Below are 25,382 nucleotides of genomic sequence, written 5' to 3'. Positions count from 1 at the left end.
AGCGGACGGTGCGGAAGAGGCACGTGGCGGGACACGTCCTGGGTGGGTTGCTGCTGGCGCTGGGGACGTGGGTGGGAGTCCTGCCGCGACGCGTCCGCGGCGACCTCGGCGACGTGGCGACCTGCGGGACGGCGTGGTTCCCGGCCGGCGCACGGCCTCATCCGGGCGACCTGTTCGACCCCGCCCACGCCTGCTCGTCCTTCCTCGAGCAGTACCGGGCCATCTCGCTGGGTCTCCTGGCGGCCGGCGTGCTCGTCGTCGCGGGGACGTGGCTGCTGGCGCGCTCCGCCCGCCGCTGGGCCGCGGGCGCCACCGTCTGAGGTCCCGGGCGGGGCACACGCCTCCTCCGCGACACCGCCGGCACGTCCGTCCCAGCTCCATCACGGGGTGCGGCGGGTGGGCGTGTCCGGGCGGGCCTGGCGGCCGCGGCTGTGACGATCCCGCGCGCACGGCGGGGGCTGCACCCGCCGGCGGTCGACGGGGGTCGAGATGAGCCAGCCCGGATCGTGGGACCCGTTCGCCGGCGCGGCGACGCCGTGGCCACCGGCCCAGCCGGAGCCGCCCGCGCCGGCGGGCCCCCGGAGGTGGCGCGGCCTCGCGGTCGGCGGGGTCGTCCTGCTGCTGCTCGGCGTGCTCGTGCTCGGCGCCGGCATCGGCTGGACTACGCACGCCGCGGTCGACCGGCCCGACCTCGCCGACACCACGGTGCAGGTGGTCGACGCGCCGACCGACGACGCGGGCACCGCCGCCGAGGTGCCCGACGTCCGCGGCCTGGCGCTGGTCGACGCCCGCCAGGCGCTGGCCGACGCCGGCCTCGACCCCGCCGCGCTGTCCACCGTGGACACGCCGTCGGCGCTGCCCGCGGGCAGCGTGGTGCGGCAGGACCCGGTCGGCGGCAGCCCGGGCGCCGGACCGGTCACCCTCTACGTCGCCGTCTCAGGCACCGTGCCGGCGCTCGTGGCCACCGACGGCGACGCCGCCGTCGCCACGCTGACCGAACTCGGCGTCGCCGCGCGGGTCGTGCGGACCTACGACCCCGCCGTCGCCGAGGGCACCGTGCTCGCGCTCGACCCGCCGGCCGGCAGCCCGCTGCCCAAGGAGCTGCAGCTCACCGTGGCCGGGCCGCCGTCGAGCGTGTTCCTCACCGACCTCGACGCCGAGGGCGGCTGCGGCATCGGCGAGGCCGCCAGCAACGGCACCACGTACGGGCACGCGCTGTCCTGCTCGGCCGGCTCCTCCCCGCGGCGGACGACCTACCTGCTCGACCGGCTGGGCACCACGGTCGAGGGCACCGTCGGCGTCCTCGACCGCGGCGACGCCGGCTTCACCGGCTCGGTGGTGGTCCGCGGCGACGGGCGGGAGCTGTTCCGCGCCGACGTCCGCTTCGGCGCCGCCACCCCGTTCGCCGTGCCGGTCGGCGGGGTGCTGCAGCTGACCGTCGAGGTGGTGGCGACCTCCACCACGAGCGGGACGGTCGTCCTCGGCGACCCGCGCGTCGTGGGCGCCCCCGACGCCATCGACACCCTGGCCGGCTCGTGAGGACGCTGCGCGCGGCCGCCGTCGCACTGCTGCTCGTCCTCGCCGGCGCCGGCCCGGCGGCCGCCGCACCCGCCGACCGCTCGACCCTGCCGGTCGACGCCCCGGTGATGCTGGTCGTGGACACGTCGGGGTCGATGGCGGAGTCCGACGACGAGGGGACGGTGAAGATCGAGGGCGCGAAGACCGCGATCCTCGAACTGCTCGAGGAGCTGCCGCCGTCGAGCCGGATCGGCATGCGCACCTACCCCGCCGGCGCCGGCGACTGCGGCACCGGGCACCTCGACGTCGACGTCGCGCAGCGGGACCCGGGCGCGATGAGCGCGGTGGTGCGGGCGCTGCGGGCCGACGGTGGCACGCCCACCGCCGAGGCGCTGCAGGCGTCGGCCGACGACGTCCGCGACGCCGGCTTCGGCGCGGCGACGATCGTGCTGGTCAGCGACGGCGAGAGCACCTGCGACCCGCCGTGCCCGGTCGCGCAGCGGCTGGTCGACGAGGGCTTCGACCTGACGGTCGACACCGTCGGCTTCCGCATCGACGACGCCGGCGCCGACGAACTGCGCTGCATCGCCGACGCCACCGGCGGCACCTACACCGACGTCCGGGACTCCGCGGAGCTCGGCGAGCGGCTGGCCGCCACACAGGCGCCGCGGCTGACCCTCGACGTCGACGCCCCGGCCACGTACTCGCCGTCGTCCAGCGCGGCGATCACGGTCACCGCGACCGTCGCCAACGCCTCCGCCGTCCTCGCGCGCGACGTCCGGGCGTCGCTGGTCTTCGACCCCGGCGCCGACGGCGGCAGCCCGACGGTGCTGCGGCCGCTGCGGGTGCTCGGCAACGTCGCCGCCGGCGGCACGACGACGGTGTCGTGGACGGCGTACCCCTCGCTGGACGGCGGCGGCGGGCCCACGCAGTTCGACTGGACGCTGCGGGTGTCCGGCGCGCAGGTCCGGCCGCAGCAGCAGGCGGGCAGCATCTCGGTGCGCGAGTTCTCGCTCGCCGACGCGGCACCGTGGCTGCAGGACACCCGGCACGCCGTCGTCCTGGGCGACTCCTACAGCTCCGGCGAGGGCGCCGGCGACTACGACCGCGGTGCCGGCCGCTGCCACCGCAGCCCGCACACCTACGCCGAGCAGCTGCTGCCCGACGCGGAGGTCACCAACCTCGCCTGCTCGGCCGCCGTGATCCAGGACTACCGGGAGCCGCAGGCCGACCGCGACGTCCGGTCGCAGGCCGCCCAGCTCGTCGACGTCGACGACTACGACCTGGTGCTGATGACGATGGGCGGCAACGACATCGGCTTCGAGGACATCGTGGTCGACTGCGCGGCGGAGGAGCACTGCGGCGGCCGGCTCGGCGACCGGGGCTGGTGGACCCAGCGGCTGGCCGACCTGCAGACCGACCTGCGGTACCTCTACGAGGAGGTGCTCGCCGACACCGGCGTCGCGCCCCTGGTGGTGCTCCCCTACGTCGGCGTGGTGCCCACGGGCGCCGTGGGCACCGGGTGCAGCGGCACGACGGCTACCGTCTACGGGGTCAAGAGCCTGCGGTTCGACGAGGACGAGCTGCGGTCGGTGCAGTGGCTGCTCGGCGCGCTCAACGGCGCCATCGAGGGGGCGGTGCGAGCGGTCGGCGACTCGCGACTGCAGTACGCGGCCGACGTCGTCGAGGCGGTGCGCCCGGCCCACACGATCTGCTCCGAGGACCGCTGGATCGTCGGCCTCCCCGACCGGGGCAGCAACGCGTTGTCGGGCCTGGCCGCCGAGGCCAAGCAGGAGCTCGTGCACCCGACCGCGGACGGCTACCGCGCGATCGCGGCGGCGCTCGCCCGCTGGTCGCACTCGGTGCCCGACCCGCGCGAGGGAGCGCGGCCGCGGGAGCACCACCACACCTGGGTGGACGGCGTGGCCCGGCTCTACGACGGCTGGTTCGCGCAGGACGGGTCAGTGGACCTGCAGGACGGCGCCGACCCGTTCACCGTCGACCCGGGTGCGGAGCTGAGGGTGCGGTCGGGCGGGTACGAGCCGAACACGCCGGTGCTGGTGGTGGTGCGCTCGACGGCGCAGACCCTGGCCTCGGTGTGGTCCGACGACCAGGGCGCGGTGGACGTCGTCGTCAGGGTGCCGCGGACGCTGGCGCCCGGCGACGACCACACGCTGACCGTCTCGGGGACCGCCGCCGACGGGACGCCGCTGGAGCGGTCGGTCGGGATGACCGTCGGGTCGCCGCCCCTGGCGCCGGGCCTGCTGCTGGCCGGGTTCGGGCTGGTGCTCGCCGCGACCGGTGCGCTGGTGGTGCGGCGGGCGCTGCGCCGCCGTCGCGCAGACTGAGCCCGTGACCGCAGGACTGCACCGCTCCCACCGCGTGGCCGGCGCGCTGGTCGGCTCGGCCGTGGGCGACGCGCTCGGGGCGCCGTTCGAGTTCGGCCCGGCCGGGGCGTTCTCCGCCCGCTTCCCCACGGACGCTCGTGGGTCCACCACCGAGATGTGCGGCGGTGGGTCGCTGGGGTGGGAGCCGGGCGAGTTCACCGACGACACGCAGATGGCGCTGCTCGTGGCGCATTCGCTGGTCGAGCGGGACGGGCTCGACGAGGCCGACGTGTTCGACCGGTTCGCGGCCTGGGCGGCGGCCGGGCCGCCGGACATCGGCGTGCAGACCCGGGCGGTGTTCGACTCCGGGCTGCCCTGGGACCGTGCGGCGGCCGAGCACTTCGCGCGCACCGGACGCGCGGCCGGCAACGGCTCGCTCATGCGGACGACGCCCGCGGCCATCTGGTTCTCCCGGTCCGGCACCGCCGCCACCGTGGACGCCGCCCGGCGGCTCTCTGCGCTCACCCACGGTGACCCGGCGGCCGGCGAGGGCTGCGCGGTCTTCCACGAGCTCGTGCGGGTGGCGCTCGACGGCGGCGACCCGCTGGCCGCCGTCCCCGCGGCGCTCGCGCTCGTCGCGGACGAGCACCGCGACCGCTGGGCCGCCGTCCTGGCGCCGGACTGGGAGCCGTCGATGGCGACCGAGTCCAACGGCGCGGTGTGGCCGACGCTCGGCCAGGCGCTGTGGGCGCTGCGGCACGGGCGGGACTTCCCGCACGTGCTGCGGCTGGTGGTCGACCTCGGCGGCGACACCGACACGGTCGCCTGCGTGGCCGGCGGGCTGGCCGGCGCGGTGTACGGGATGGGCGGCATCCCGATGCGGTGGGCGTCGGTGGTGCACGGCCGGGTGCCCGGGCACGGGGACCGCGTGTGGCGGCTGCCCGACCTGCTGCCGCTGGCCGCCGCGCTCGACGGCAAGGAGTTCTTCCAGGCGGAGACGGGCGTCATCCCGCGGATCGGCCCGGCCGAGGTGCTGCCGGGCATCTGGGCGGGCAACCTCGACGGCGCGCGGTACTCCGGGGAGGACTTCGCCGTCATCAGCCTGTGCCGGCTGGCCGAGCCGTTCCCGCACACGCTGCACCGGATGGCCTACATCGCCGACAACAGCCACAACGTCGACGTCGACGTCGTCCTGGCCGACGTGCTCGACGACCTCGCCGCCCTGCGCGCCGAGGGCCACCGGGTGCTCGTGCACTGTCACGGCGGGGCGTCACGGACCGGGCTGGTGCTGCGCGCCTGGCTCGTGCGCGAGCACGGGATGACGCCGGAGCAGGCGACGGCGCACGTCGCCGAGCGCTGGCCGCACCTCGGGCTGTGGAACGAGTCGTTCACCGCCGCACTGGAACGCCTCGCGGCTCATCGGTAGTCAGACGTCGGTGACCCGGATGGCCAGCAGGTCGCTCACCTCGACGGGACGACCGGCGTCGACGACCAGCTCCAGCCGGTGCCGGCCCGGCCGGTGCACGAGGCGCGGACCCGCGTAGCAGGGGACGTCCGCCGCGGCGGGACCGGCGTGGTGCACGCACTGGAGGGCACCCGCCGGCGAGGCGGACCCGGTGGGCCGACGGGGCGGGAGGTCGAGCACGAAGACCAGGGGACGTGCGGGGTGGCGCTCGTCGTCGCGGTGCACCCAGATCGGGAAGCCGAGGTCGGCGTACGGCCGGAAGGCGGGCTCCTGCTCCGGCGGGAGTCGCCCGCGGAGCCCGATCCCGAACGGGCTGGCACCCGTCGTGGCCCAGTCGGCCCGGCGGTCCAGCCGCAGCGGGTTGTCCCGCGCCTCGGCGCGGTCCTCGACCCACGCCAGCTCCAGGTAGTGCCCGGCGAGGAGGAGCCGCCGGTTGCGGGTGCCCTGACCGGGGTGCGCCGTCCCGGGGTCGAGCTCCCAGCCGGCCGCGGTCAGCCGCGGCGCCCAGGTGTCCTCGGGACCCACCATGCAGAGCACGTGGTCGAGCTCGAGCACCGTCCCAGTGTGCTGCCGCGCCGCGCGGGGAGCGTCATCCCCCGCGGACGACACCCTCCCGCCCCCTTCGGCCGACCTGGCTCGGCGGACGCCGGATGGGACAGATCAGCGCGGTGGCTGAGCGGGTCAGGCGGGTGGGGCGGTGTGTGAAGTGGTCGGCCGGCGTCCTCCACCTGCATCCGGGCCGGCGCAGCGCGTCCGCCACCCCGGCACGCCGAGGGCCCGGGTCCCCGGCGTCAGTCCGTGCCGGACGGCGCAGGAGGTCCGTAGACGTCGGAGCGGTGCGCGATCCGGACCACGAGGATCTGCCGCCGGGCCTCGTTGACCTCGATGAGGACCCGGTAGTCCCCTCGCCGGGCGCTGCGCAGTCCGGTCAGCTCCCCGGTGAGGGGCTTGCTGAGCCGCACCGGGTTCTCGGGCAGGACGACGGTCAGGAACTCGACGACAGCCATGGCCACCTTGGCGGGCAGGCGGCCGAGCTGGCGCCGCGCCGCCGAGGAGACACGGAGCCCGTACGGCGCGGTCACCCGTCGAGGCCGAACTCGGCTCTCAGCTGCTCACCAGGGGTGGTCTCGTCACTCTCGTCCTCGGCGCGGGCCCGCTCGACGTCCTCGCGGACGCCGGGCTGCGAGAGCCAGTACAGCGTCTCGTGCAGCGAGTCGAGGTCCTCCTTCGCCATGAGGACGGCGGCCTCCCGTCCGTGACGGGTGATGGTCACGATCTCGTGGGTCCTCTCGGCGGCCTCGACCAGCGCCGACAGCCGGTCCTTGGCCTCGCTGAGCGGGATGGTCGTCACGGATCGACTCTAGCCCGAAGTCTGGCCAGAACGCCTCGGATGGTTCACGGCCCCCGATCAGACGCCGGAGGTGGCCCGGCCGGCCGGGCGGCGGGGCGGGCGGATCGTGCGCGCGGCCGAGCGGGCCAGGCGGATCGGCCCGGTGTCCCAGATCTTCTGCACCGGCTCGTCGACCGGAGCCGCGGGCTGCGGCACCGGGCGGGCGGCCTCCTCGGCCTCCACCTGCGCCTGGGCGAGCGCGGCGAGGTGGCGGGCGCGGATGGCGGCCTTCTGCCGGTCCAGCCGCTCCTGCTCGGCCATGACCAGCATCTCCTCCTTGGCCTCGGCCACGGTGCGCCGGGACTGCTGCTGCATCTCCTCGATGTCCACGTCGCCGCTGTCGCGCAGCGAGGCGAGCTTGTCGTAGGCGGTCGGCGGGCCGAAGTTGAGCAGCACCTTCATGAGCACCGGCAGGATCTCGACGCACATGAACAGCAGCGACAGCATGAACTTCGCCGCGGCGAGCGTGGCGTTGTGGTCGCTGAGCCGGTCGAGCGCCTCCAGCCGCAGGAGGATGCCGCCGGAGCCCTCGTTGGTGGCGTCGAACGCGGCCTGCAGCCGATCGAGCTCGGCGGTCAGCCGGGCCAGCTCGGCGGAGTCGGTGGCCAGCGAGGCGGCGGCGAGGTCGGCACTGCGCGACTCGGCGTCGGACGCCGCGTCCTGCGCGTCGTCGAGCGCCGCCCGGGCCGAGGCGACGACGCCGGCCTGCGCGTCGGCGGCCGCGCGGGCCTGCACGTAGGCGTCGCCGGTGCCGGGGTCGCCGGTGCCGCAGGTGCCGTCGAGCTCGCACTGGGCGCGCGCCTCGAGGTCGCGCTGGGTGGCGAGGGCTGCGTCGTAGGCGGACTGCTTCGCCGCGACGTCGGCCTGCACCGCGGCCAGCGCCGGGTCGCTCTGCCCGCCCGTGGCGACGACGTCCTGCCCCTGCGTCACCCGCTCCTGCAGCTCGTCGAGGCCGGCGAAGCGCGCGTCGGCCTCCAGCGACTGCCGGTACGCGTCCGCAGCCTCGGCCTGCATGACGGTGATCTCGGCGTCGATCTCCTTGTGGAACACCTGCAGCGTCAGAGGCGTCGCGACGACGACGCCCAGGATCAGCGCCAGCCCCACGCGCGGGACGGCGAGGGCGAGGTTCCGCTTGAGCGAGGCGTCGTGCGCCATGCCGACGAGCAGCATCCGGTCGAGGTTGACCACGACGGCGCCCCAGCCGAGGCCGAGCACCAGCGCGAACGGCCACCAGACGCCCAGGGCCATGTGCAGCGCGAACGACGCCGAGGCGACGGCGAGGCCGCCGGTGCTGAGCAGGACCCCGCCGAGCGCGGCGAACCGCGGCCGCGCGCCGGGCGCCGCCTCGAGCAGGTCGGGCCGCGCGCCGCCGAGGACCGCGAGGCGGTCCTGGAGCCGTCGTCGTCCAGCCATGTCGTGCACTCCCCGAGCGCCGGGGGTCGTGGTTCGTCCGCCGCTCCCCCGAGGCATCGGCAGTCCCGCCGGTGGTCAGGACCCGGTCGTCACACGCGTCCCACGCCGCCCCCGACGGCGCGGAGCAGGACCGTGGTGACGCCGGCACCGCGGGCCACCACCACGCCGTCGCGCACGAGATGCCCGACGGGCTCACCGGCCGTCGGCTCGCCCGCGAACCGGAGGCGGAGGTGGTGCTCGAGGACGTCGACCGCCGTCGTCATGAGGGTCGGCGGGTCCGGGACGGAGTAGTCGTTGCCCTCCCACACGTGCCACACGCCGCCGACCCGGGTGAGGCGGGGCCCGTTCCGGACGTCGTCGAGGGGGACCTCGCAGCGGTACTCGTCGACGGCGAGCGGGCGGAGGTGGCGCAGCCGGTCGACCAGGGCGCGCGTCTCGTCGTCGACCGGCGGCACCCACCCCCGGTAGCCGACCCGCGGCGGCGTGGCGACCAGCTCCGCCGGCGTGAGGGCGGCGAAGCCGGAGAAGGCACGGGCGCCGTGCAGGTCGGCGAAGGTGGCCCGCAGGCGGCCGGCCTGGCGGACCTCGACGCGGCCGTCGGCTCGTTGCACGAGGTCGAAGCGCCAGGCGTCGGGGTGACGGTGCACCGAGGAGCCGAAGCGTTCGGCGATCAGGAGCTCGATCTCGGCGAGCGCCTCCGCCTCCATCTCGAACCACTGCTCCCCCCGGTCGAAGCGGTCGACCTGGTAGAGCCCGTCGTCGCGCCGGAAGACGACGCTGCGGGCCTCGATGTCGCCGAGGTGGATCTCCCGCCCCTGCACGACCACCACCGTCGCCCCGCGCTCGACGTGGTCGCCGTACCGCTCCACGAGGGCCGTGAGCTGCGGGTCCGGCGTCTCCATGCCGCCACGCTACGGAACGATCCGACTCCGTCCTGGCGTGTCGTCAGGCGCCGGGACCCGCTACGACCATCGGGTCGACCAGCAGGACGTCATCGATGTCGTCCTCGAGCGCGCCGGCGACGAGGCCGACGAGATGGAGTTCGTCACCCTCCGACGCCCTCCGAGGAGGGCCGTCCCGCAGCGGGCGGTCGCCGCGGCAGGACGGCCTGTGTCATGTCGCTCTGGTATCACCGGTGGTACCTCTGGGTGTGGCCATGACACTGCGCCTGACCGAGCAGGAGACCGAGGCTCTGCGACGTCGAGCAGAACTCGAGGGCCGGTCGATGCAGGACGTCGCGCGGCAGGCGGTCCGCGACTACGTCGAGCGGAACAGCAAGCGTGAGCTGCTCGATCGAGTCCTCGACCGGGAACTCCCCCGCTGTGCCGAAGCCCTGGAGCGGCTCGGCCGGTGATCCACCTCGACCTCGACGATCTGCTCCACGTCGCCGGGCGAACACTCGGCGCCTTCGAGGTCCGTGACATCGGTCTGCTGGGGGCGGCGGCTGCCAGACCGCAGGCGACGGCGTTCGGCGAGGACGCCTACCCGTCCATCCACGACAAGGCGGCTGCGCTGCTGCACTCGATCGCCCGCAACCACCCGCTGGTCGACGGCCACGAGCGGCTCTCGCTCGCCGCGACCATCGCCTTCTACGGCCTCAACGGCATGCAACTGACCCTGTCGAACGACGATGCCTACGAGCTCGTGATGGCCATCGCCTCGGGGCAGCTCGACGACGTCGAGCCGATCTCCGGACGTCTCCGGGCGGGCACAGCTCCCTGGACGTGACGGCCCGAACGCGGGGTTCGGTTCGTCCCACTGCGGCTCACCACCGCGGCGGGACGGCCTCCGTCATGTCCGGGGCAGGACGACGTCGGCCGTGTAGGCCGCGTGGTCGCTGAGGTTTTTCCCGTCGGGCCACGTCGGACGGTGCGTCTGTGCGGCGCTCCCGTCGAAGTGCTTGCTGACAGCGAGGTGGTCGATCGAGCGCATCCGACCGTTGAGGTGCTCGGCCCCCGCGGTCAGGGCCACCAGCCCGAGTGAGTCGAACGCGGACTGGAGCGCGGCCATCCCCTTGACCGTGGCCCCGTCGAGGGGGCGCTGGAGCTGCTGGTTGAAGTCCCCACCCCAGACGAGCGGCTCACCGGCACGGCGCTCACCGCGGATCCGCTCGACGTGGTGCTGGAGCACGAGGTGGAACTGAGCAAAGTGACCGGTCGGGAGCCCGTGCCAGTACTGATGAGCCCCCTTCCACGGCAGGACCGAGCAGGCGACCAGGACCGACGTCCCGTCGACGTCGACGCGGGCGAGGACGAGCCCCTCCTCCCCCGGGTGCTCACCGCCGGCCGGCAACGCGGTCACGGGCAGACCCGTCTCGATGCCGGCCCACCGCTTCGGCTTGTCGCCGTCGAAGCTCCGGGGCGGCGAGGCGAGGAAACGGCCACCACGCGGATCCCAGTCACGGTGCACCTCGGTCAGCAACCAGAGGTCGGCCTTCTGGTCATCGAGCCAGGCGGAGATCCTCTGGCCCTTCTCCGACGACGGGCTCGGACAGAGCCGCAGGTTCCACGTTCCGATGCGCACGGTGCTCCTCAGGTGGTCGGTTCACCGACACACTGACGCCTGCCGATACCGGAACGGCGTCGGCGCGCGGGGCGGTCACCCGCGTTGGCGAGACGCAATGGCGCCGCAATCGCGGCAGCCGAGGGTGCGGGCAACAGCCCCAGGCGCCTCCGGAGCACTCCCCCATGCGCTCGTCCCACCATCACACTGCTCGCCGCCGCGTCCTCGCGGCCGGCTGCTCCACCGCCGTCACCGGCGTGGCCGAGCCGGCCGGGCCTCCCGTGGCTGGAGGGGGACCCTGGCCGGCCTGTCGGCCGCTGGTCGAGTGGGCGTCCCGCCTGCTGCTGGCCGGCGGCCTCCGCAGTCCGCGGCCGAAGTGGAGCGAGGCCGACCGCCCGCTCTTGCCGAGCGCGTCCTGGCCTCCCCGTCCGCCGTCGGTCTGGACGATCCTGACGGCCGTGCCTGGATGGACGACCTGGCCGCGGCGATCCCGCTGGACGACGGGATCCCGCGGACGGTCGCCGCCGACTCACCTGCGGAAAGGGCGCTGTCCTCGGCTCACCTGACGGTGGTCCGCTGTCGGCCGCTCAAGGTTGAGTGGGACGACCGACCGAGGCCTCCGACCGACCGTCCACCGTGACCGATCCCGCGCATGCGGATCGCATGTAGCCTCGCTGGATGGGCAAGATGCTGCAGGTCCGCAACGTGCCCGACGACCTGCACGCCGAGCTGCGCCGCCGCGCAGCCGCCGCGGGGATGTCGCTGTCCGACTACGTGCTGCGCGAACTGCGCCGCGTCGGTGAGCGGTCGCCGATGGCCGAGGTCCTCGCCCGCTCCGCGGCGCTGCGGATCCCGCTGCCGATGGACGAGGTGGTCGAGGGCATCCGGGCCGACCGCGACGGCCGGTGATCGTGGTCGACGCCTCGACGGTCGTCGCGGCGCTCCTGGACGCCGGCTCGGGTGGGCAGGCCGCCCGCGACGCGCTGCTCGGGGACGAGCCCCACGCCCCGCACCTCCTCGACGTCGAGGTGCTCTCGGCCGTCCGTCGGCACGCGCTGAGGGGGCGGTTGAGCGACGCCGCCGCACGCGGTGCGGTCGACGCGGTGCGCGAGCTGCCGGTGGTCCGGCACGGACACGACCCGCTGCTCGACCGGGCGCTGGAGCTCCGCCACGCGGTGACCGCCTACGACGGGGTCTACGTCGCGCTCGCGGAGATCCTCGGGGCCGGCCTGGTCACCGGCGACCGCCGGCTGGCGCGCGCACCGGGCCTGCGGTGTCCGGTGACGACGATCGGCTGACGTCCGCGCGGGAAGCCGGGCGCAAGGGGCCCGCAAGGGCGGGGCCGGAGGGTGCGGGCAACAGCCCACGCACCCCAGGAGCTCTTCCCCATGCGCTCGTCCCGTCCCGGCGCCGCCGCGCTGCTCGCCTCCGCCGTCGTCGCGGCCGGCTGCTCGACCTCCGTCGTCGGCGTCGCCGAGCCGGCCGGGCCGGCCGCCGCCGGACCGCTCACCGAGGTCCTCGGCCGGGTGGAGGTCGACGCGGACGTCGAGGGGCACGTGCGCCTCTCCGACGTCGCCGCGACCCCGGACGGCGGCTTCGTGGTCCTCATGACCGGCGACCTCGCCGGCAACCACCGCAGCGTCCTGGTCGAGCTCGTCGCGGGCGACGGCGGCCTGACCGTCGCTCAGGTGACCGAGGGCCCGCCCGCCCTCGACCTCGGCGAGGTGCACGTCGCGCCCGACGGCACGGTGGTCGCCCTCGCGCCGATCGTGCCCGCCGACACCAGCGGCCGCGGCCGCGAGCAGGACCTTGCCCTCGCCGTCCTCGAACCGGGCGGCGACGAACCGGACGTCCGGCGCATCGCCGCCGACGCCGAGCTCGGCACTCCCGACACCGGCACCGGCGTGCTCTCCCCCGACGGCACGACGCTGCACGCGAGCCTGCAGTGGTACGTCGACGGGGACACGGTCAGCCGGCTGGCCACCGTCGACGTCGCCACCGGCGAGGTCACCGCGAGCGCGCCGCTGCAGGTCGAGACGCCGGGTCAGGCGGTCGCGCGGGACGTCGCCCTGCGTCCCGACGGCGGCCTGGCGGCACTCGTGACCGTCGACCGCGACGCGGAGGGTGACGTCGACGGCGTCGTGCTGGCGCAGTACGACGCCGACCTGCTGCCCGCCGGCGAGCCGGTGGAGCTGGTCGAGGAGGAGCAGAGCACCGGCTACGCGCTGGCCGTGCTCGCCGACGGGACGGCGGTCGCGTCGGTCGTCGCGGGCGAGTGGGACACCGGCGAGCCGCGGCTGGTGACCGTCCGGGACGGTGCCGTGCAGGCCACCGCGGTCCTGCCCGGCTCGGGCACCGACCTCGTCGTCGAGCCGGGCGGGCGGCACGTGTACCTCGTGCACGGGCGGCCGGGGGCCGGCGTCGGCCTGGCCACCGTCGAGCTCGCCACTGGCGAGACCGTCGCCGACGTCGAGCTGTGCGCGGACGGGAGCCCCGCGCCGCTCGCCCTCGCCGCGGACGGGCGCACGGTCGCCGCGACCGTCGCCTGCGAGCAGGACGAGAGCCTCGCCGCCGACCTCGCCGTCCTCGTCGGCTGAGGACGCCGGTGCCCCGGCCGCGCGGGGCGGCCGGGGCACCGGGTCGTGCAGGGGAGGCGGTCAGACCGAGACGGTCTCCCGCTCGGGCTGCGGGTCCTCATTGGACGACGCGGGGACGGCCATGCTGACGAGGAACGGCAGCGTCAAGAACGTGAATACGGCAGGACCCTTGGGCCAGCGCCTACTCGACGGCGCCGTCACGTCCGTCGTCATCCGCGCGCCGACCGAACGTGCGCGCGGCGATCCCGCTGGAGAGCCGGCCCGTCACCGACCGGGCGCGGTCGAAGGTCTCGCTACCGAGGCGCAGTGAGGCGTCCACGCCGTCCGCTCCGGTCTCCAGGACCCGGTCGCGGAGCTCGGAGGCCGCGTCCGTCCAGCCCCTCGCCTCCAGCGACTCCCGTCCGGACTCGATACCGAGCCGTCCGTGGAGGTCTCCGACGGCGGTGACGACGTACTCGCTGGACTGCACGACGGCCGGGGACGCCACCGGGTTGAACAGCACCTTCGAGTTGGCGGTGGCCGCTGCTGCGGTCATGCGGCTCAGCAGGCGCTCCGTGGTCTGCGCGATCGCCTCCAGCCGCTTCTGTCGGACCTCCTTCAACCCGAGGCGATGGCCGTCCAGGTCGTCGGGAGCCACGTCCAGGACCCGGTCCAGCTCGATCACCGCCACGGCATCCATCAGCTGGAAGCACCGGGCCAGGACGGCGAGCCAGCTACCGACCTTCGTCTCGACGTCCTTCGTCGCTTTGGCGAGGTCACCGATCTTCGCCTTGCGCTCCACCTTCTCCGCGAGCGCGTCGAGCTGGCGCAACGCATACGCCTGGGTCCGCGCGATCGTCGACGATGAGGCCTGCACCTTCGACCAGGTCACCTCGTTGACCCGGCCGCCGTGCTCCCGGATGGTCAGCGCCTCGTCGATGTCGAAGCCCACCCCGATCATGTCCGCGAGGACGGCGTCCTCCTGGGCGCGCAGCACGTCATCGAGCTTCTCGTCGATCGTGGCGAGGTAGTCGGTGATCTCGTCCATGGCCTGCTGCATGGCGAGCTGGGCCATGATCCCCGCAGCACCGCTGAGCAGCGCCGGATTGGCCGCCTTCGAGCCGGGCCCCTGCGCGATCTGCAGCCACTTCTCGATCGATCCGGGCTCTCCGATCATCGCGTGGCTGACGCCGTGCTTCTTGGTCGGCATCAGCCCGTGCTTCGCGACCCGATCCGCCGACTGCTTGGTCAGCTTCACCCACCGCCCCGACGCTTCCCCGATCGTCGAGCCGGCGTCCGCGAGCGCGGCCGCCCGGCTGAGCACACTCCCGAGCCTGGGCAGCTCGCGAGACCCGTAGGCCAGCCTCTCGGAGACGAGGAAGCGCTCGACCGCCGCCCGATCGCCGATGACCGCCAGGCCATCACCGTCACTGATCAGCTGGACTTCGCTGGTCATCGTCGTCTCCAGGTCTCGAGCGGGCGAAGCTGTAGGCGTCCAGACCTTCGGAAGACAGCGCACGGCGCTCAAGGTCAACAGTCTGCGCGCTCCACCTGGCCGGAAACGGATTCCACCGTTCTCACATCCGTCTCACGGGCTCCGTGCGTTGACGCCGGCGCTCTCCCAATGCACCGCAGAGACGCCGGTGCCCCGGCCGCGCGAGGCGGCCGGGGCACCGGGTCGTGCAGGGGAGGCGGTCAGACCGAGACGGTCTCCCGCTCGGGCTGCGGGTCCTCGTCGGACGACGCCGTGGGGACCTCGCGGGCGTCCTCCCGCCGCTGCGCGACGACGCTGGCGACGACCGCCGCGACGATGAACAGGAGCCCGGTGAGGCCGGTGACGTACTCGCTGATGTGGAACCGCAGCTCCAGGATCATGATCGTCGCGAGCACACCGATCGCCCACATCGCGCCGTGCTCGAGGTAGCGGTACTGCTCGAGCGTGCCGCGGTCGACCATGAAGATCGTCAGCGACCGCACCCAGAAGGCGCCGATGCCGAGGCCCAGGGCGATGATCAGGATGTCGCTGCTGATGGCGAACGCGCCGATGACGCCGTCGAAGCTGAACGACGCGTCGAGCACCTCGAGGTAGAGGAAGGCGGCGGCACCGGCGCCCGCGACCGCCTTGGTGGCGGTGCCGGTGGCCGACGGCGTCGACTCCTCGTCCTCGTCGTCGTCGGACTCCATGAGCTCGTTGAGCCCGCCGATCAGCAGGTAGGTGAACAGGCCGGCGAGGCCGGAGAGCAGGACGGTGCCGTACTTGTCGTCGTCGGCCATCTGCGAGCCGGTGTAGATGACCGCGAGCGCGATGACGATCGACAGGTAGGGCAGCTTGCCGGCCTTGGCCAGCGGCTTCTCCAGCCAGGCGAGCCAGTGGACGTCGCGCTCCTCGTCGAACGCGAAGTTCAGGAAGATCATCAGCAGGAAGATCCCGCCGAAGGTGTAGATCGCCTCGGCGGACGCCTCGACGTTCTCCGCGTAGGCCTCCTGGTCGGTGAGCGCCAGGTCCCACACCTCGGGGACGGACAGCTGCGCCGTCACCGAGACGAGCAGGATCGGCAGCAGCAGCCGCATGCCGAACACGGCGATGAAGATGCCGACGTAGAGGAACAGCTTCCGCCACAGCGGGCTCATGTTCCGGAGGACCTTGGCGTTGACGACGGCGTTGTCGAAGGACAGGCAGACCTCGAGGACGCCGAGGACGGCGACGGCGAGGAGCGCGGCGGGACCGCCGAAGAGCACGGCGGTGACGAGGGCGGCCGCCGTCAGGAAGACGGAGAAGCCGAAGTAGCGGATCAAGGGACGCCTTTCAGGGAACCGCGGCGGAGGCGGTCGCGGGTGGGTGTGGGGAGTCGGGTTACTTGCTGCCGGCCGTCCAGCGCAGGCCCCAGCCGTACGCCTGGTCCAGGTGGCGCTGGCTGCCCTGCAGGTAGCGCATCTCGCGCTGCACGTGCAGCTCGCCCCGCTGGTTGGTCAGCATGGCGATGGCGCAGAAGCGCGCGTTGTCGGCGTGCTCGTCGAGGTCGACGGTGATCTCACTGTCGTTCTGGGCGGACAGCGTCACGACACCTCGAGCCGCGGCCCAGTTCGGGGCGCCGTCGTAGATGTACGCGAACACCAGGATCCGCCTGATCTCGTCGAGGTGGTCGAGGTTGACGATGAGGTTCTCGCCACCGGCGTTCCTGCCCGAGCGGTCGTCGCCGTCGAGGAGGACGTAGGGCGGGGAGTCGAGGTCGCCGAACGCGTTGCCGAGCGCCTGGACGACGCCCTTGTCGCCGTCGGTGGTCTCCCAGAGGCAGCCGAGGTCGAGGTCGACCGCCTCCGCCTTGCCGAAGAACCCGCGTCCCGGGCGCTGGTCCCAGTTGAGGTTGACGCGCATCCGCCCGCGGGCGCCCTGCGCCTTGGACAGCGAGACGGACGGCGCCGCCTTGGTCAGCGTGACCTTGCCGAGGGAGACCCCGGCCGGCTTCTGCTTCGGCGGGCGGGTGTAGTCGATCATGACCTGCCTGTTCTGAGGAGGAAGGGCTCAGGCCGGCGGTCCGGCCCCGCGCTCGTCGCCGCGGGGCCGGACTGCCGAGGGCCGGGTCAGGCGACGTTGACGCCGAAGTCCTGTGCGATGCCGCGCAGACCGGAGGCGTAGCCCTGGCCGACGGCGCGGAACTTCCAGTCGCCGTTGTGCCGGTAGAGCTCGCCGAAGACCATGGCGGTCTCCATGGAGGCGTCCTCGGTGAGGTCGTAGCGGGTGATCTCCCGGCCGGTGACCTGGTCGACGACGCGGATGAACGCGTTGCGGACGCCGCCGAAGTTCTGCCGGCGGTTGTCGGCGTCGTGGATGGAGACCGGGAAGACGATCTTCTGGACGAACTGCGGGACGGCCGTCAGGTCGACCTGGATCATCTCGTCGTCCCCGTCGCCCTCACCGGTCAGGTTGTCGCCGGTGTGGAGGACGGAGCCGTCGGGGCTGCGCAGGTTGTTGTAGAAGACGAAGCCCGAGTCGTCCGGGGTCACCCGGCCGCTGGCGTCGAGCATGATCGCCGAGGCGTCGAGGTCGTACTCGAAGTCGGAGAACGTGTTGACGTCCCACCCGAGACCCACGTTGACGGCGCGGAGGCCGGGGGCCTCCTTGGACAGCGAGACGTTCCCACCCTTGGCGAGGACGACGGTCATGGTGTTCTTCTCCCGTGGTGTTCGCGGCTGCTGAGGCGGCGGGTCACCGCACCCCGCGTCGCGGAGCCGGTCGATCCGGAACGGTGGCGGACCGGGTCGGGATGCTGCCGCACCGTGACCGGTAGCACCACGACCTCCCGCCCCGCAGGGGTGATCGCGGGACGCCTGTGACTCGTGCGCACGGACCGAGAGCCGGACGAGACGAACGGGGTGTGGACGGCGCCGAGGACCGGAAGCATCCCCTGACACCAGGTACGGGAACCCCCGCCCGCGGGGACGTCGCACTCGCCGGTATTGCGCTCGAGTGGCAATGGCGCGCCGGAATGCGGAGGAGGCACTTGCTCGCGCGATTATCAGCGCCACCTCGCCGGCGCAAGACATTGCGTGACGGCATTCCCGGATCGGCATGCGGACAACACTTCAGGCGAGCCGGCGGAGGCCCTTCCGGAAATGCTTGTCGGCGGTGACCTGGTGCGCTTCACTGTCCGCCGCGCCGGGCCGCGGACGCATTTCGGCGCCGCGGTGGACCGGGCGACGACACGACACGGGGGCACCGCCATGACCGTTCGACACCACCGCACCATCGCCGTTCTCGGGCTGGTCCTCGTCCCCGTGGCGGGCCTGACCGGCTGCAGCAGCACCGGGGACCTCACCTGCGGGGAGTTCAACGCCCAGGGGCTCGTGGAGCAGACGGAGACGCTCTCCGACCTGCTCGACGAGCACGACCTGGACACGGTCGACCCCGGCAACGTCCAGGGCGTCACCCAGGCGGTGTCCCAGCTGTGCTCGTCGGACTCCGGGGCCGTGCTCGACGACGCCACGGACTGGGACTCGGCCTACTGGTGAGGACCGGCCCGGTCATCCGCTGCCGAGCGGGGATCCGTGGCCGCGCGCCACGGATCCCCGCTCGGCTGCTGCTCCGGTCGGCAGCCGACGGGCGGTACGACGGGATCCCTCAGAGGTGGCCCGCCACGGTCGGCAGCAGGTCCTGGAAGGTCCGGCCGTTGGCCACGGCACCGATGGCGGTCATGCTCCAGGACCCGCCGTTCCGGCTGAGCTTGGCCATCACCTGGCTGTTGTGCGTCCCCGACCCGGAGAGGTCGTAGCGCGCGAGCTCGGCGTCGTGGGCGGTGGAGTCGACGAGCCGGCAGAACGCGTTGGTGATCTGGCTGAAGTCCTGGCCGGTGAACGAGTTGACCACGAAGACGATCTGGCTGACGTTCCCGGGCACGCGCTGGAGGTCGACCAGGATCGACTCGTCGTCCCCCACCCCCTCGCCGGTCAGGTTGTCCCCCGTGTGCTGCACCGATCCGTCCCTGCTGCGCAGCTGCTGGAACCACACCTGGTCGACCAGCCGGCCTCCCGTGTCGAAGAGGAGGGCCGACGCGTCCAGGTCGATCGACTGGCTCTTCGTCTTGCCGAACAGGCCCCGTCGCGGGGCGGCGTCCCAGCCCAGCCCCATGCGCACCTGCGTCAGCGACCCTCCGCCCCGCTTCTGCAGCGAGACCGTCTGACCCTTGCTGAGGTTGACCACTCCGGCACGTCTCCTTCGTTCCCTGTGGGTGTCCTGACCCGCAACGGCGTCCTCCGTCACTTCGTCGGCGGAGGACCGCAGTTGTCGAGGGTGTACTGGTTGACCCGCTGCTCCGCGCCACTGGTCGACAACCCGGCAGCGAATGCGCCGGCCAGGGCCCCCAGCGGGTTGTCCACGAGCTCGCCCGCCTGGCTGCCCAGGGAGTCCGCCTGCTCCTGGAACGCGTCGCGCAGCGCCGCCACGTCTGGCTCGATCTCGTCGGGAGCGACCTCCGCGAGTCGACCGAAGAAGATGGCGAGATCGCGGGGTGCGGAGAATACGGCCGCCATACCCGCCAGCGGGTCATCGGTGTTGCCGGCCTGGGTCCAGGCGTCCCTCAGTTCCTGACCCTCGCCGTAGAAGACGTCGCAGTACGCCTCCACGGAACGGCCCTGACCGCACGCCGCCAATGTCGCGGAAACGGCGACGAGTCCCACGAGCGTGGCGACGGAACGCCTCTTCGGCACATTGCTCGGAATGCGCACAGCGACCACGGGAGTCTCCTCTGTCGGCGGCCCGCGGAGTAAAGCCGAGAATGCGTCCGGGCGCCAGACCGACTCGCGGCGCCGTCACCGGATCGCTGCAGACGTGTCGGCCGGCGGGCACCGGGCGCCCCTCGCCGGGGGTAGGAACCGCCCATGGGCTCGACCGGGGACCGTCCGATCCTGCTGCTCGACGTCGACGGCGTGCTCAACGCGCCCGTCCGCACGCTGCCCGGCGGCTGGCAGCGGGGCACGTTCAACGGCTTCGTGCTGTCCTGGGACCCGACGATCACCGCGCGCCTGCGGGAGCTGCACGAGTCGGGCCGGGTGGAGATCCAGTGGCTGACCACCTGGACCACCGACGCCGACCGGCTGCTGGCCGAGCCGATGGGCCTGCCGCGGGGGCTGAAGGTGCACGCCCGCACGGACTCCGCGCCGACCGGCTTCCTCGGGCCGCTGTGGGGTGAGTCGGGCTGGTGGAAGCTCGCCGTCGCGCAGGAGGTGGCCGCGGCCGAGCCGGACCGGCGGATCGTGTGGATCGACGACGACCTGGCAGAGCAGGCGGAGGACACCGGCGACTGGCTGGCCGCCCACCCGCACGTGCTGGTGGTCGCGCCGGACCTCTACGTCGGGCTCACCCACGCGCAGCTGGACGCGATCGAGGCGTGGCTGTGACGCCTCGGCTACCGGCGCGGGCGCAGCTCCAGGCGCAGGTCGGAGGGGACGTCGACCCCGTCGGCGTGCCCGTCGAGCCGGGCCAGGCCGTGCCGCAGGAGGAGCCCCTGCGGGGCGGAGCGGGCGACGTCGCCGGCGGCCGGGTGCTCCGGGCACGGGGCGAGCGGCACCTGCGCCGGCCGGTCGCACAGCGCGCGCCACTCCTCGGCGACGGCGGCCAGCGCCGCGAGGGGATCCGTGTTCCCGCCGGCGGCGAGCACGGTGACGGGACCGCCCTCGCGGCCGACGACGACCGGCCGCCACGGGCCGAACGCCGGCCCGAAGGTGCGGTGGACGGCGTCGTAGTCGTGCACGGGGACGGCGGGGTAGCCGGCCGCGGCCAGCGCCCACAGCGTCCGCTCGGTCAGGGTCATCAGGTCTCCTGTCAGTTCTGGGTCCCGACCGGCCACGGGTCGGGTCGCGGGCCGGGACGCGGCTGCTTGACGAAGCTCGTGCCGAGCCCGGTGCTGCCGGCCGGGGTGAGCTGCTGGTCCTTCCAGCGCTCGACGCCCTGCCGGGTCACCTCGAGCTGCGCCTCCAGCACCAGCCCGGTGGCCCGGGACTCGGCCTCCAGCGTGCGGGCCGCCCGCGCCTCGGCGGCCGCGAGCGCCGACTTCGCCAGCACCTCGGCCTCCTCGTACTCGGTCTGCATCCGCAGCCGGACCCGCTCCTCGACCTTCTCCTCCCCCAGCGCGAGCAGCCGCTCGTAGAGGGACGGCGGGGCGAGCGCGAGCATCGTCTTGAACAGGATCGGCAGGCACTCGAGCGCGGTGAGGAACGCGAACAGCAGCGCGTGCGCCGTCGCGAGCGTCGGCTCGTCGTCCTGGATGCGCTCCATCGCGGTCATCCGGGCGAGGATGCCGTCGCTGTCGTCGACGGCCGCGTCGTGCGCCGCGACGTCGGCGGCGCGCTGCTCCTCGGCGTCGGCGACCAGCACCTGTAGCTCCTCGAGGTCCGCCTGCTGGTCGACGGTGTTCTGCGCCTCCTCGGCGAGCAGCTGCTCGTAGGTCTGGGCCTCCAGCGCCTCGAGCTCCGCGGCGACGTCGTCCCGCTCGGCGCGGAGCCGGTCGCGGTCGCCCTGCCGGGCCGTCGTCGCCGGGCCGTAGCCGCGCTGGCCGGTGCCGCCGGACCCGTCGAGCTCGGCGTTGTAGGCCGCCTCCGCGGCGTTGTAGCGCGCGTCGACGTCGTCGAAGCGGGCCTGCAGGGCGGCGACGGCGGGGTCCTCGGCGACGTCGGCCTGGGTGACGCCGTCGGCGATGTCGGCCTGCAGCGCCGCGATCCGCTCGCGCTGCGCGGGCAGGTCGGCGTAGCGGGTGTCCTCGGCGAGCTGCTGCGTGAACTCGTCCTCGGCCTCGGCCGCCATCACCTCGACCTCGGTGTCGATCTCGGCGCTGAAGACGGCGAGCGTGAGCGGCGTCGAGACGACCGCGCCGATGAGCACGGCGAGGGCCACCCGCGGCAGCGCCATGGCGATCGTGCCGACCTTGCTCGTCAGCCGCGGCGTGGAAACGACCAGCCAGCGGTCGAGGTTGAGGATGACCAGGCCCCAGGCGAGGCCACCGAGGACCGCGACGGGCACCCACAGGTGCAGCGCGACGTACAGCGCGTAGCTCGCCGAGACCGCGGCGAGGGCTGCGGTGCAGACGAGCACCGCGCCCATCGCGACCTGCTTGCCGCGCTCCTTGGGGGCGTCCTGCAGGACCTCGCGGTTGGCGCCGGCGACGGTGAGCAGCTGCTCGCCGAGGACGGCGCGGAGGGACCGGCGGCGGCTCACGGGGTGTCCTTCCTTCCGGCACGCCGGAGGCTGTCGATGAGGGCGTCGGGCACGCCGACGAGGCGCGGCGACACCTCGATCCGGGGGCGGAGGGCGTCCTGGGTGGCCCAGAAGGCGTCGAGCCGGTCGGTGACCGGCGAGGGTGCGCCGACGGTGGCGGCGACGTCGGCGCGCAGGGACACCGGCGGCGGCGCGGCGACGCTCGGCAGGTCGAGCTGTGGAACGGCCACGGCGGCGACGACCGGGGTGGCCGCGGGCGTCGTCGTGAAGCGGTTGCGGCCGGTGACGTCGACCCGGCGGCTGGCGTCGATGCGGACGAGCGCCTCCCCACACGGCGGGGAGCCGCGGTGGCCGTCGACGAGGACGTCGCGGGCGTGCTCGAAGCACCAGGTGACGAGGACCTCCGAGCTCGGGCGGACGATCGTGTGGCTGACCGAGATCGCGCGCAGGACGGGCACCTGGCCGTCGGGCACCGGGCCGGCGGGGACGCCGTGCCGGCAAGCGAGGAGCTCGGGCTCGGCGTCGGCCGGGCGGCCCTGGGCCGCTTCCTCGCGCCAGTCGCGGATCCAGCGGTCGGTCCAGGGCAGCGAGGACCGGGGTTGCTCAGGCTTCGGGTGCTTCGGCGCCGGGCCGGCGGGGTCGCCGAACCAGCCCTTGGCGCGCAGCCAGGCGAGGAGGAGCAGGAGGAAGAAGGACCAGAGGAAGGCCTCTGCGAGGTCCTTCAGGAAGCCCGCGACGCGCTCGGCCTCGACGGAGCCGCTCCACTCGGTGTTGTTGCTCAGCGCGACGAAGCCGGCCAGCAGCAGGACGACGGCCCAGCCGACGACGAGGGGATCGCGGCGCAGCGGTCTCCGGAACATCTCTCCCCCGTCGCGGGTCGCACCCGCCTGTCAGCACACCGTCGGACCAACGGAACCCGATCGGATCGGAGTCCTCGGGATTGGTACCGGGCGGGACCGACGAAAGGCAGCGGCGCCTCACCCGTACGGGTCAGGCGAGGCACCGGATGCTCAAGGAACTGCGTGCGGACTCACATCCGCAGCCCCGTGCCGCAGGACTCCGGTCGGGATACCGGACGGGAAGTAGGCCTCCCGCCGGCGCTCGAGCCGACGGAGCTCCCAGGTCCACGGGACGCGCGCCGCCTTCCGCCCGTTGTGCCGCGGGCACAGCGCCTGACCGTTCTCGACGCGCGTCGCACCGCCGCGGCTGTGCGGGTGGACGTGGTCGGCCTGCAGGTCCTCGGTGGCGCGGCACCGACCACCGAGGAGCGAGTGGTGCTCGCACCGGTGACCCGCGCGGCCGAGGATCACCCGCTTGTCCTCCCGGAGGAAGCACCGCTGGGGGTCGCGCTGCCGTCGTCCGTGGACCAGGCTGGGGATCCTCCGGATCGCCGCGTGTACCAGCAGCAGAACGACCAGGACGCCGAGCCAGGGCTCAGCGGCGAGCTGACGCACCAGGCCGTCGAGCAGGCCGCCGAGGACATCGGTCGAGTCGACGACGGAGGTCGCGAGCACCTGGACGGAGAGCACGGTCATCACACCGACGTCGGGAACCCGGATGGGGACCTTGAGCGTCGCGCTGCGGGTTCACCCAGGTGTGTGCACGTCGCTCGGCGATAGTGGGTAGCCGTGGCGACTCCCGAGGTTGACGGCCGTGAGGTCCTGGAGCAACTGGCCTCTCTTCGGCAGCACCAGCAGGACGGGCGCCGCTCACCGCACAAGCCGCTGCTGGTCCTCCTGGCCCTGAGCCGGCTCGCGGCAAGCGGTTCGAGCGAGCTGCCGTGGGACATCGCGGAGCAGGAGCTGGCGGATCTCATCCAGGAGTTCGGTCCGCCGTCGAGGACCGGCAGGGCGCAGAGCGCCGCCTTCCCGTTTACCCGGCTGCGGTCCGACGGCGTGTGGACGCTGGACCAGGACGTGCCCATGGACAAGGTGACGCCCCTGCGCTCGGGCGTGACCGGGCGGTTCGAGGCGTCCCTGGAGGCGGCGCTGCGGTCGCGCCCGGGTCTGGTGGACGACGTCGCCCGCGGGCTCGTCGAGGCGCACTTCCCCGCCACCGTCGCACCGGACGTGCTGGTCGCCGTCGGGCTCGACCCGGAACTCCTGCACGGCGGCACGGTCGCGCCTGCGACGAGCCGACGCAGGAGCAGCTCGTGGCCGGCTCAGGTGCTGGAGGCCTGGGACCGGCAGTGTGCCTTCTGCGGCTTCGACGGCCAGGTCGGAGGTGTTCCGGTCGGCCTGGAGGCGGCGCACATCCGGTGGTTCACCGTCGACGGGCCCGACGAGCTCGACAACGGCCTGGCGCTCTGCTCGCTGCACCACAAGCTGTTCGATCGCGGCGTCCTCGGCCTCGACGACGACCTGACGCTCGTGGTGTCCCAGCGGTTCTCCGCCCGCACTCCGCACGGCCGCGCCGTGTACGACCTCCACGGCCGCCGACTGAAGCCGCGTCCGGGGACCCCGACGCCCGCCGTCCAGCACGTCACCTGGCACCGCGAGCAGGTCTTCCACGGGCGGCCGCTGGCTGCATAACGCCGGTTAGATGCGCGTGGGGGCTCAGCCGAGCCCAGCAGCGACTCGCTCCTGATTTTGCTTCAACGTGCGACCTTGGGCATCCCGCCAGGCATCGCGACCGTTCTTGCTCCCTGCCGCCAACACGCTTGCCGCCTGGGAGGGACTGTCGAACAGGTAGGTCTTGGTGAGGCGCAGTTGCTTGTCCCCGTGGGGCACCAGGACGCGCTCTGCGATGAGTCGATCACGGGCCTCCTTGTAGCTCGGCGTCATCACCTTGGCCTCTGAGCGACCAAGAGCCCCAGCGAGCACGGCGAACCCTCGGGAGTCATCGCGAGCGGTGGCCTCCGTCAGGTCCGCTTGCAGGAAGTACTCCACTCCCTCGAGAGGACTCTCGTCGCGGGCGCCAGTCGAGTGGTCAACCTCCGCCGGTCGGTCCTTGACCACGTCAAAGATGGTCACCCCGACCAGCGGCAACAGCGTGAGCGTCGTGTCGAGATACCACTCCAGGTCCGCCTCCTCAGATTCACCGAGGCGCGGAACAGGAGGCAGCGTGCCGTTCTCTCGGACGGCCGCATCGGCCTCGGCTGCAAGGTGGAGCAGGCGTGCCTCCAAGTACCGGACATGCGCCTTGTTGAGGGAATCGTCCTTGGTCGTCAGGACGTACCCATGCGTCCAGAAGTCCTTCTCGCGGTGGTGGCTGTCCAGCCGCGTTCGGACCTCGTCGCCCTCGCCGATGTAGACCCGACTCGGGCGCCTTCCGTCCTCCTGCGGTCCGATCAAGACGTAGGCACCGGAGCGGCGCAACTCGTCCCGCAGGCGTGCCTCGCCATAGTCCGCCCGAGCGAAAGCCAGACACGTCCCAGTCCATCCAGCACGATCAACGACGCGTAGTCCCTGCGGTTTCCCATCGGCGAGGTAGATGCGGATGGAGACACCGCGCGGCGCACCGACTGGCATGCCGTCGATGGGAA

29 protein-coding genes are annotated in these 25,382 nt (G+C 73.4%); 12 read left to right on the top strand and 17 right to left on the bottom strand.

The genetic code is table 11. The features are described from left to right. Nucleotides 1–23 precede the first annotated feature (23 nt). From ACFO3M_RS11765 to ACFO3M_RS11750, 4 genes are all read left to right on the top strand, one after another. Nucleotides 24–320 carry a hypothetical protein gene (locus tag ACFO3M_RS11765; protein ID WP_387988779.1) on the top strand — a complete coding sequence of 99 codons (297 nt, stop codon included), beginning with the start codon at nucleotides 24–26 and terminating at the stop codon, nucleotides 318–320. A 169-nt stretch (nucleotides 321–489) separates the two neighbouring features. Then, nucleotides 490–1,539: a PASTA domain-containing protein gene (locus tag ACFO3M_RS11760; protein ID WP_387988778.1), complete on the top strand. Its 1,050-nt coding sequence runs from the start codon at nucleotides 490–492 to the stop codon at nucleotides 1,537–1,539. Continuing rightward, nucleotides 1,536–3,866, top strand: coding sequence for a GDSL-type esterase/lipase family protein (locus ACFO3M_RS11755; protein ID WP_387988777.1), 2,331 nt, complete (start codon nucleotides 1,536–1,538; stop codon nucleotides 3,864–3,866). Before ACFO3M_RS11760 ends, ACFO3M_RS11755 begins: the two co-directional genes overlap by 4 nt. Before the next feature lie 4 nt (nucleotides 3,867–3,870). Further along, entirely contained in the window at nucleotides 3,871–5,271 is a 1,401-nt protein-coding gene (locus ACFO3M_RS11750; protein WP_387988776.1) for an ADP-ribosylglycohydrolase family protein, read from the top strand. Here ACFO3M_RS11750 and ACFO3M_RS11745 read toward each other — a convergent pair whose 3' ends face one another. The 5 genes from ACFO3M_RS11745 to ACFO3M_RS11725 all read right to left on the bottom strand — a co-directional run bounded on the left by ACFO3M_RS11745 (nucleotide 5,272) and on the right by ACFO3M_RS11725 (nucleotide 9,015). Then, entirely contained in the window at nucleotides 5,272–5,865 is a 594-nt protein-coding gene (locus tag ACFO3M_RS11745; protein WP_387988775.1) for a VOC family protein, read from the bottom strand. Between the two features lie 236 nt (nucleotides 5,866–6,101). Next, a complete protein-coding gene (locus ACFO3M_RS11740; protein WP_387988774.1) occupies nucleotides 6,102–6,392 on the bottom strand; it encodes a type II toxin-antitoxin system RelE family toxin in 291 nt (96 codons plus the stop codon). Next, nucleotides 6,389–6,661, bottom strand: a complete 273-nt coding sequence (locus tag ACFO3M_RS11735) for a type II toxin-antitoxin system Phd/YefM family antitoxin (RefSeq protein ID WP_387988773.1) — start codon at nucleotides 6,659–6,661, stop codon at nucleotides 6,389–6,391. The genes ACFO3M_RS11740 and ACFO3M_RS11735 overlap by 4 nt, the downstream gene beginning before the upstream one ends. Before the next feature lie 57 nt (nucleotides 6,662–6,718). Next, nucleotides 6,719–8,113 carry a DUF4407 domain-containing protein gene (locus ACFO3M_RS11730; protein ID WP_387988772.1) on the bottom strand — a complete coding sequence of 465 codons (1,395 nt, stop codon included), beginning with the start codon at nucleotides 8,111–8,113 and terminating at the stop codon, nucleotides 6,719–6,721. Nucleotides 8,114–8,202: 89 nt separating this feature from the next. Next, nucleotides 8,203–9,015: a hypothetical protein gene (locus ACFO3M_RS11725; protein ID WP_387988771.1), complete on the bottom strand. Its 813-nt coding sequence runs from the start codon at nucleotides 9,013–9,015 to the stop codon at nucleotides 8,203–8,205. Nucleotides 9,016–9,269: 254 nt separating this feature from the next. Here ACFO3M_RS11725 and ACFO3M_RS11720 point away from each other — a divergent pair, with 254 nt between their 5' ends. Continuing rightward, complete coding sequence (locus tag ACFO3M_RS11720) at nucleotides 9,270–9,467, top strand: ribbon-helix-helix protein, CopG family (RefSeq protein ID WP_387988770.1); 198 nt, start codon at nucleotides 9,270–9,272, stop codon at nucleotides 9,465–9,467. Beyond that, entirely contained in the window at nucleotides 9,464–9,841 is a 378-nt protein-coding gene (locus ACFO3M_RS11715; protein ID WP_387988769.1) for a type II toxin-antitoxin system death-on-curing family toxin, read from the top strand. The genes ACFO3M_RS11720 and ACFO3M_RS11715 overlap by 4 nt, the downstream gene beginning before the upstream one ends. 63 nt (nucleotides 9,842–9,904) lie before the next feature. Here the strand turns inward: ACFO3M_RS11715 and ACFO3M_RS11710 are convergent, their stop codons facing one another. After that, on the bottom strand, nucleotides 9,905–10,636 hold the full coding sequence (locus tag ACFO3M_RS11710) for an endonuclease/exonuclease/phosphatase family protein (protein WP_387988768.1): 732 nt from the start codon (nucleotides 10,634–10,636) through the stop codon (nucleotides 9,905–9,907). Between the two features lie 657 nt (nucleotides 10,637–11,293). On the opposite strand from ACFO3M_RS11710, the gene ACFO3M_RS11705 reads away from it, so the two are divergent. From ACFO3M_RS11705 to ACFO3M_RS11695, 3 genes are all read left to right on the top strand, one after another. After that, complete coding sequence (locus tag ACFO3M_RS11705; RefSeq protein ID WP_387988767.1) at nucleotides 11,294–11,524, top strand: FitA-like ribbon-helix-helix domain-containing protein; 231 nt, start codon at nucleotides 11,294–11,296, stop codon at nucleotides 11,522–11,524. Further along, a complete protein-coding gene (locus ACFO3M_RS11700; protein ID WP_387988766.1) occupies nucleotides 11,521–11,913 on the top strand; it encodes a type II toxin-antitoxin system VapC family toxin in 393 nt (130 codons plus the stop codon). Before ACFO3M_RS11705 ends, ACFO3M_RS11700 begins: the two co-directional genes overlap by 4 nt. 90 nt (nucleotides 11,914–12,003) lie before the next feature. Further along, entirely contained in the window at nucleotides 12,004–13,212 is a 1,209-nt protein-coding gene (locus ACFO3M_RS11695; protein WP_387988765.1) for a hypothetical protein, read from the top strand. A 181-nt stretch (nucleotides 13,213–13,393) separates the two neighbouring features. Here the strand turns inward: ACFO3M_RS11695 and ACFO3M_RS11690 are convergent, their stop codons facing one another. The 4 genes from ACFO3M_RS11690 to ACFO3M_RS11675 form a co-directional block, all read right to left on the bottom strand. Beyond that, on the bottom strand, nucleotides 13,394–14,647 hold the full coding sequence (locus ACFO3M_RS11690; RefSeq protein WP_387988764.1) for a hypothetical protein: 1,254 nt from the start codon (nucleotides 14,645–14,647) through the stop codon (nucleotides 13,394–13,396). Nucleotides 14,648–14,886: 239 nt separating this feature from the next. After that, entirely contained in the window at nucleotides 14,887–15,987 is a 1,101-nt protein-coding gene (locus ACFO3M_RS11685) for a DUF475 domain-containing protein (protein WP_387988763.1), read from the bottom strand. A gap of 58 nt (nucleotides 15,988–16,045) precedes the next feature. Next, complete coding sequence (locus tag ACFO3M_RS11680; RefSeq protein WP_387988762.1) at nucleotides 16,046–16,687, bottom strand: TerD family protein; 642 nt, start codon at nucleotides 16,685–16,687, stop codon at nucleotides 16,046–16,048. A gap of 86 nt (nucleotides 16,688–16,773) precedes the next feature. Next, entirely contained in the window at nucleotides 16,774–17,355 is a 582-nt protein-coding gene (locus tag ACFO3M_RS11675) for a TerD family protein (RefSeq protein ID WP_387988761.1), read from the bottom strand. A gap of 558 nt (nucleotides 17,356–17,913) precedes the next feature. On the opposite strand from ACFO3M_RS11675, the gene ACFO3M_RS11670 reads away from it, so the two are divergent. Then, on the top strand, nucleotides 17,914–18,201 hold the full coding sequence (locus ACFO3M_RS11670; RefSeq protein WP_387988760.1) for a hypothetical protein: 288 nt from the start codon (nucleotides 17,914–17,916) through the stop codon (nucleotides 18,199–18,201). 109 nt (nucleotides 18,202–18,310) lie between these two features. Here ACFO3M_RS11670 and ACFO3M_RS11665 read toward each other — a convergent pair whose 3' ends face one another. Further along, nucleotides 18,311–18,889, bottom strand: a complete 579-nt coding sequence (locus tag ACFO3M_RS11665) for a TerD family protein (RefSeq protein ID WP_387988759.1) — start codon at nucleotides 18,887–18,889, stop codon at nucleotides 18,311–18,313. A 56-nt stretch (nucleotides 18,890–18,945) separates the two neighbouring features. Continuing rightward, the gene (locus ACFO3M_RS11660) at nucleotides 18,946–19,422 is read right to left on the bottom strand and encodes a hypothetical protein (protein ID WP_387988758.1); all 477 of its coding nucleotides are present in this window, start codon (nucleotides 19,420–19,422) and stop codon (nucleotides 18,946–18,948) included. 144 nt (nucleotides 19,423–19,566) lie between these two features. Between ACFO3M_RS11660 and ACFO3M_RS11655 the strand changes: the two genes are divergently transcribed. After that, a complete protein-coding gene (locus tag ACFO3M_RS11655; protein WP_387988757.1) occupies nucleotides 19,567–20,085 on the top strand; it encodes an HAD domain-containing protein in 519 nt (172 codons plus the stop codon). An 8-nt stretch (nucleotides 20,086–20,093) separates the two neighbouring features. Here the strand turns inward: ACFO3M_RS11655 and ACFO3M_RS11650 are convergent, their stop codons facing one another. The 4 genes from ACFO3M_RS11650 to ACFO3M_RS11635 form a co-directional block, all read right to left on the bottom strand. Then, a complete protein-coding gene (locus ACFO3M_RS11650) occupies nucleotides 20,094–20,498 on the bottom strand; it encodes a hypothetical protein (RefSeq protein ID WP_387988756.1) in 405 nt (134 codons plus the stop codon). An 11-nt stretch (nucleotides 20,499–20,509) separates the two neighbouring features. Further along, complete coding sequence (locus tag ACFO3M_RS11645) at nucleotides 20,510–21,898, bottom strand: DUF4407 domain-containing protein (RefSeq protein ID WP_387988755.1); 1,389 nt, start codon at nucleotides 21,896–21,898, stop codon at nucleotides 20,510–20,512. After that, complete coding sequence (locus ACFO3M_RS11640) at nucleotides 21,895–22,758, bottom strand: hypothetical protein (protein WP_387988754.1); 864 nt, start codon at nucleotides 22,756–22,758, stop codon at nucleotides 21,895–21,897. Before ACFO3M_RS11640 ends, ACFO3M_RS11645 begins: the two co-directional genes overlap by 4 nt. Nucleotides 22,759–22,908: 150 nt before the next feature. Next, nucleotides 22,909–23,433 (bottom strand): HNH endonuclease, encoded by a 525-nt coding sequence (locus ACFO3M_RS11635; RefSeq protein WP_387988850.1) that lies wholly within the window; start codon nucleotides 23,431–23,433, stop codon nucleotides 22,909–22,911. Nucleotides 23,434–23,526: 93 nt separating this feature from the next. Here ACFO3M_RS11635 and ACFO3M_RS11630 point away from each other — a divergent pair, with 93 nt between their 5' ends. Beyond that, nucleotides 23,527–24,429 carry a phosphorothioated DNA-binding restriction endonuclease gene (locus tag ACFO3M_RS11630; RefSeq protein WP_387988753.1) on the top strand — a complete coding sequence of 301 codons (903 nt, stop codon included), beginning with the start codon at nucleotides 23,527–23,529 and terminating at the stop codon, nucleotides 24,427–24,429. Nucleotides 24,430–24,453: 24 nt separating this feature from the next. On the opposite strand, the gene ACFO3M_RS11625 is transcribed toward ACFO3M_RS11630, so the two are convergent. Beyond that, complete coding sequence (locus ACFO3M_RS11625; RefSeq protein WP_387988752.1) at nucleotides 24,454–25,368, bottom strand: GIY-YIG nuclease family protein; 915 nt, start codon at nucleotides 25,366–25,368, stop codon at nucleotides 24,454–24,456. Between the last annotated feature and the right edge of the window lie 14 nt (nucleotides 25,369–25,382).

It is taken from the genome of Geodermatophilus arenarius (assembly GCF_042654585.1).
GTDB classification, from domain to species: Bacteria; Actinomycetota; Actinomycetes; order Mycobacteriales; family Geodermatophilaceae; genus Geodermatophilus; species Geodermatophilus arenarius.
This window is presented reverse-complemented; position numbering and strand designations above follow the sequence as displayed.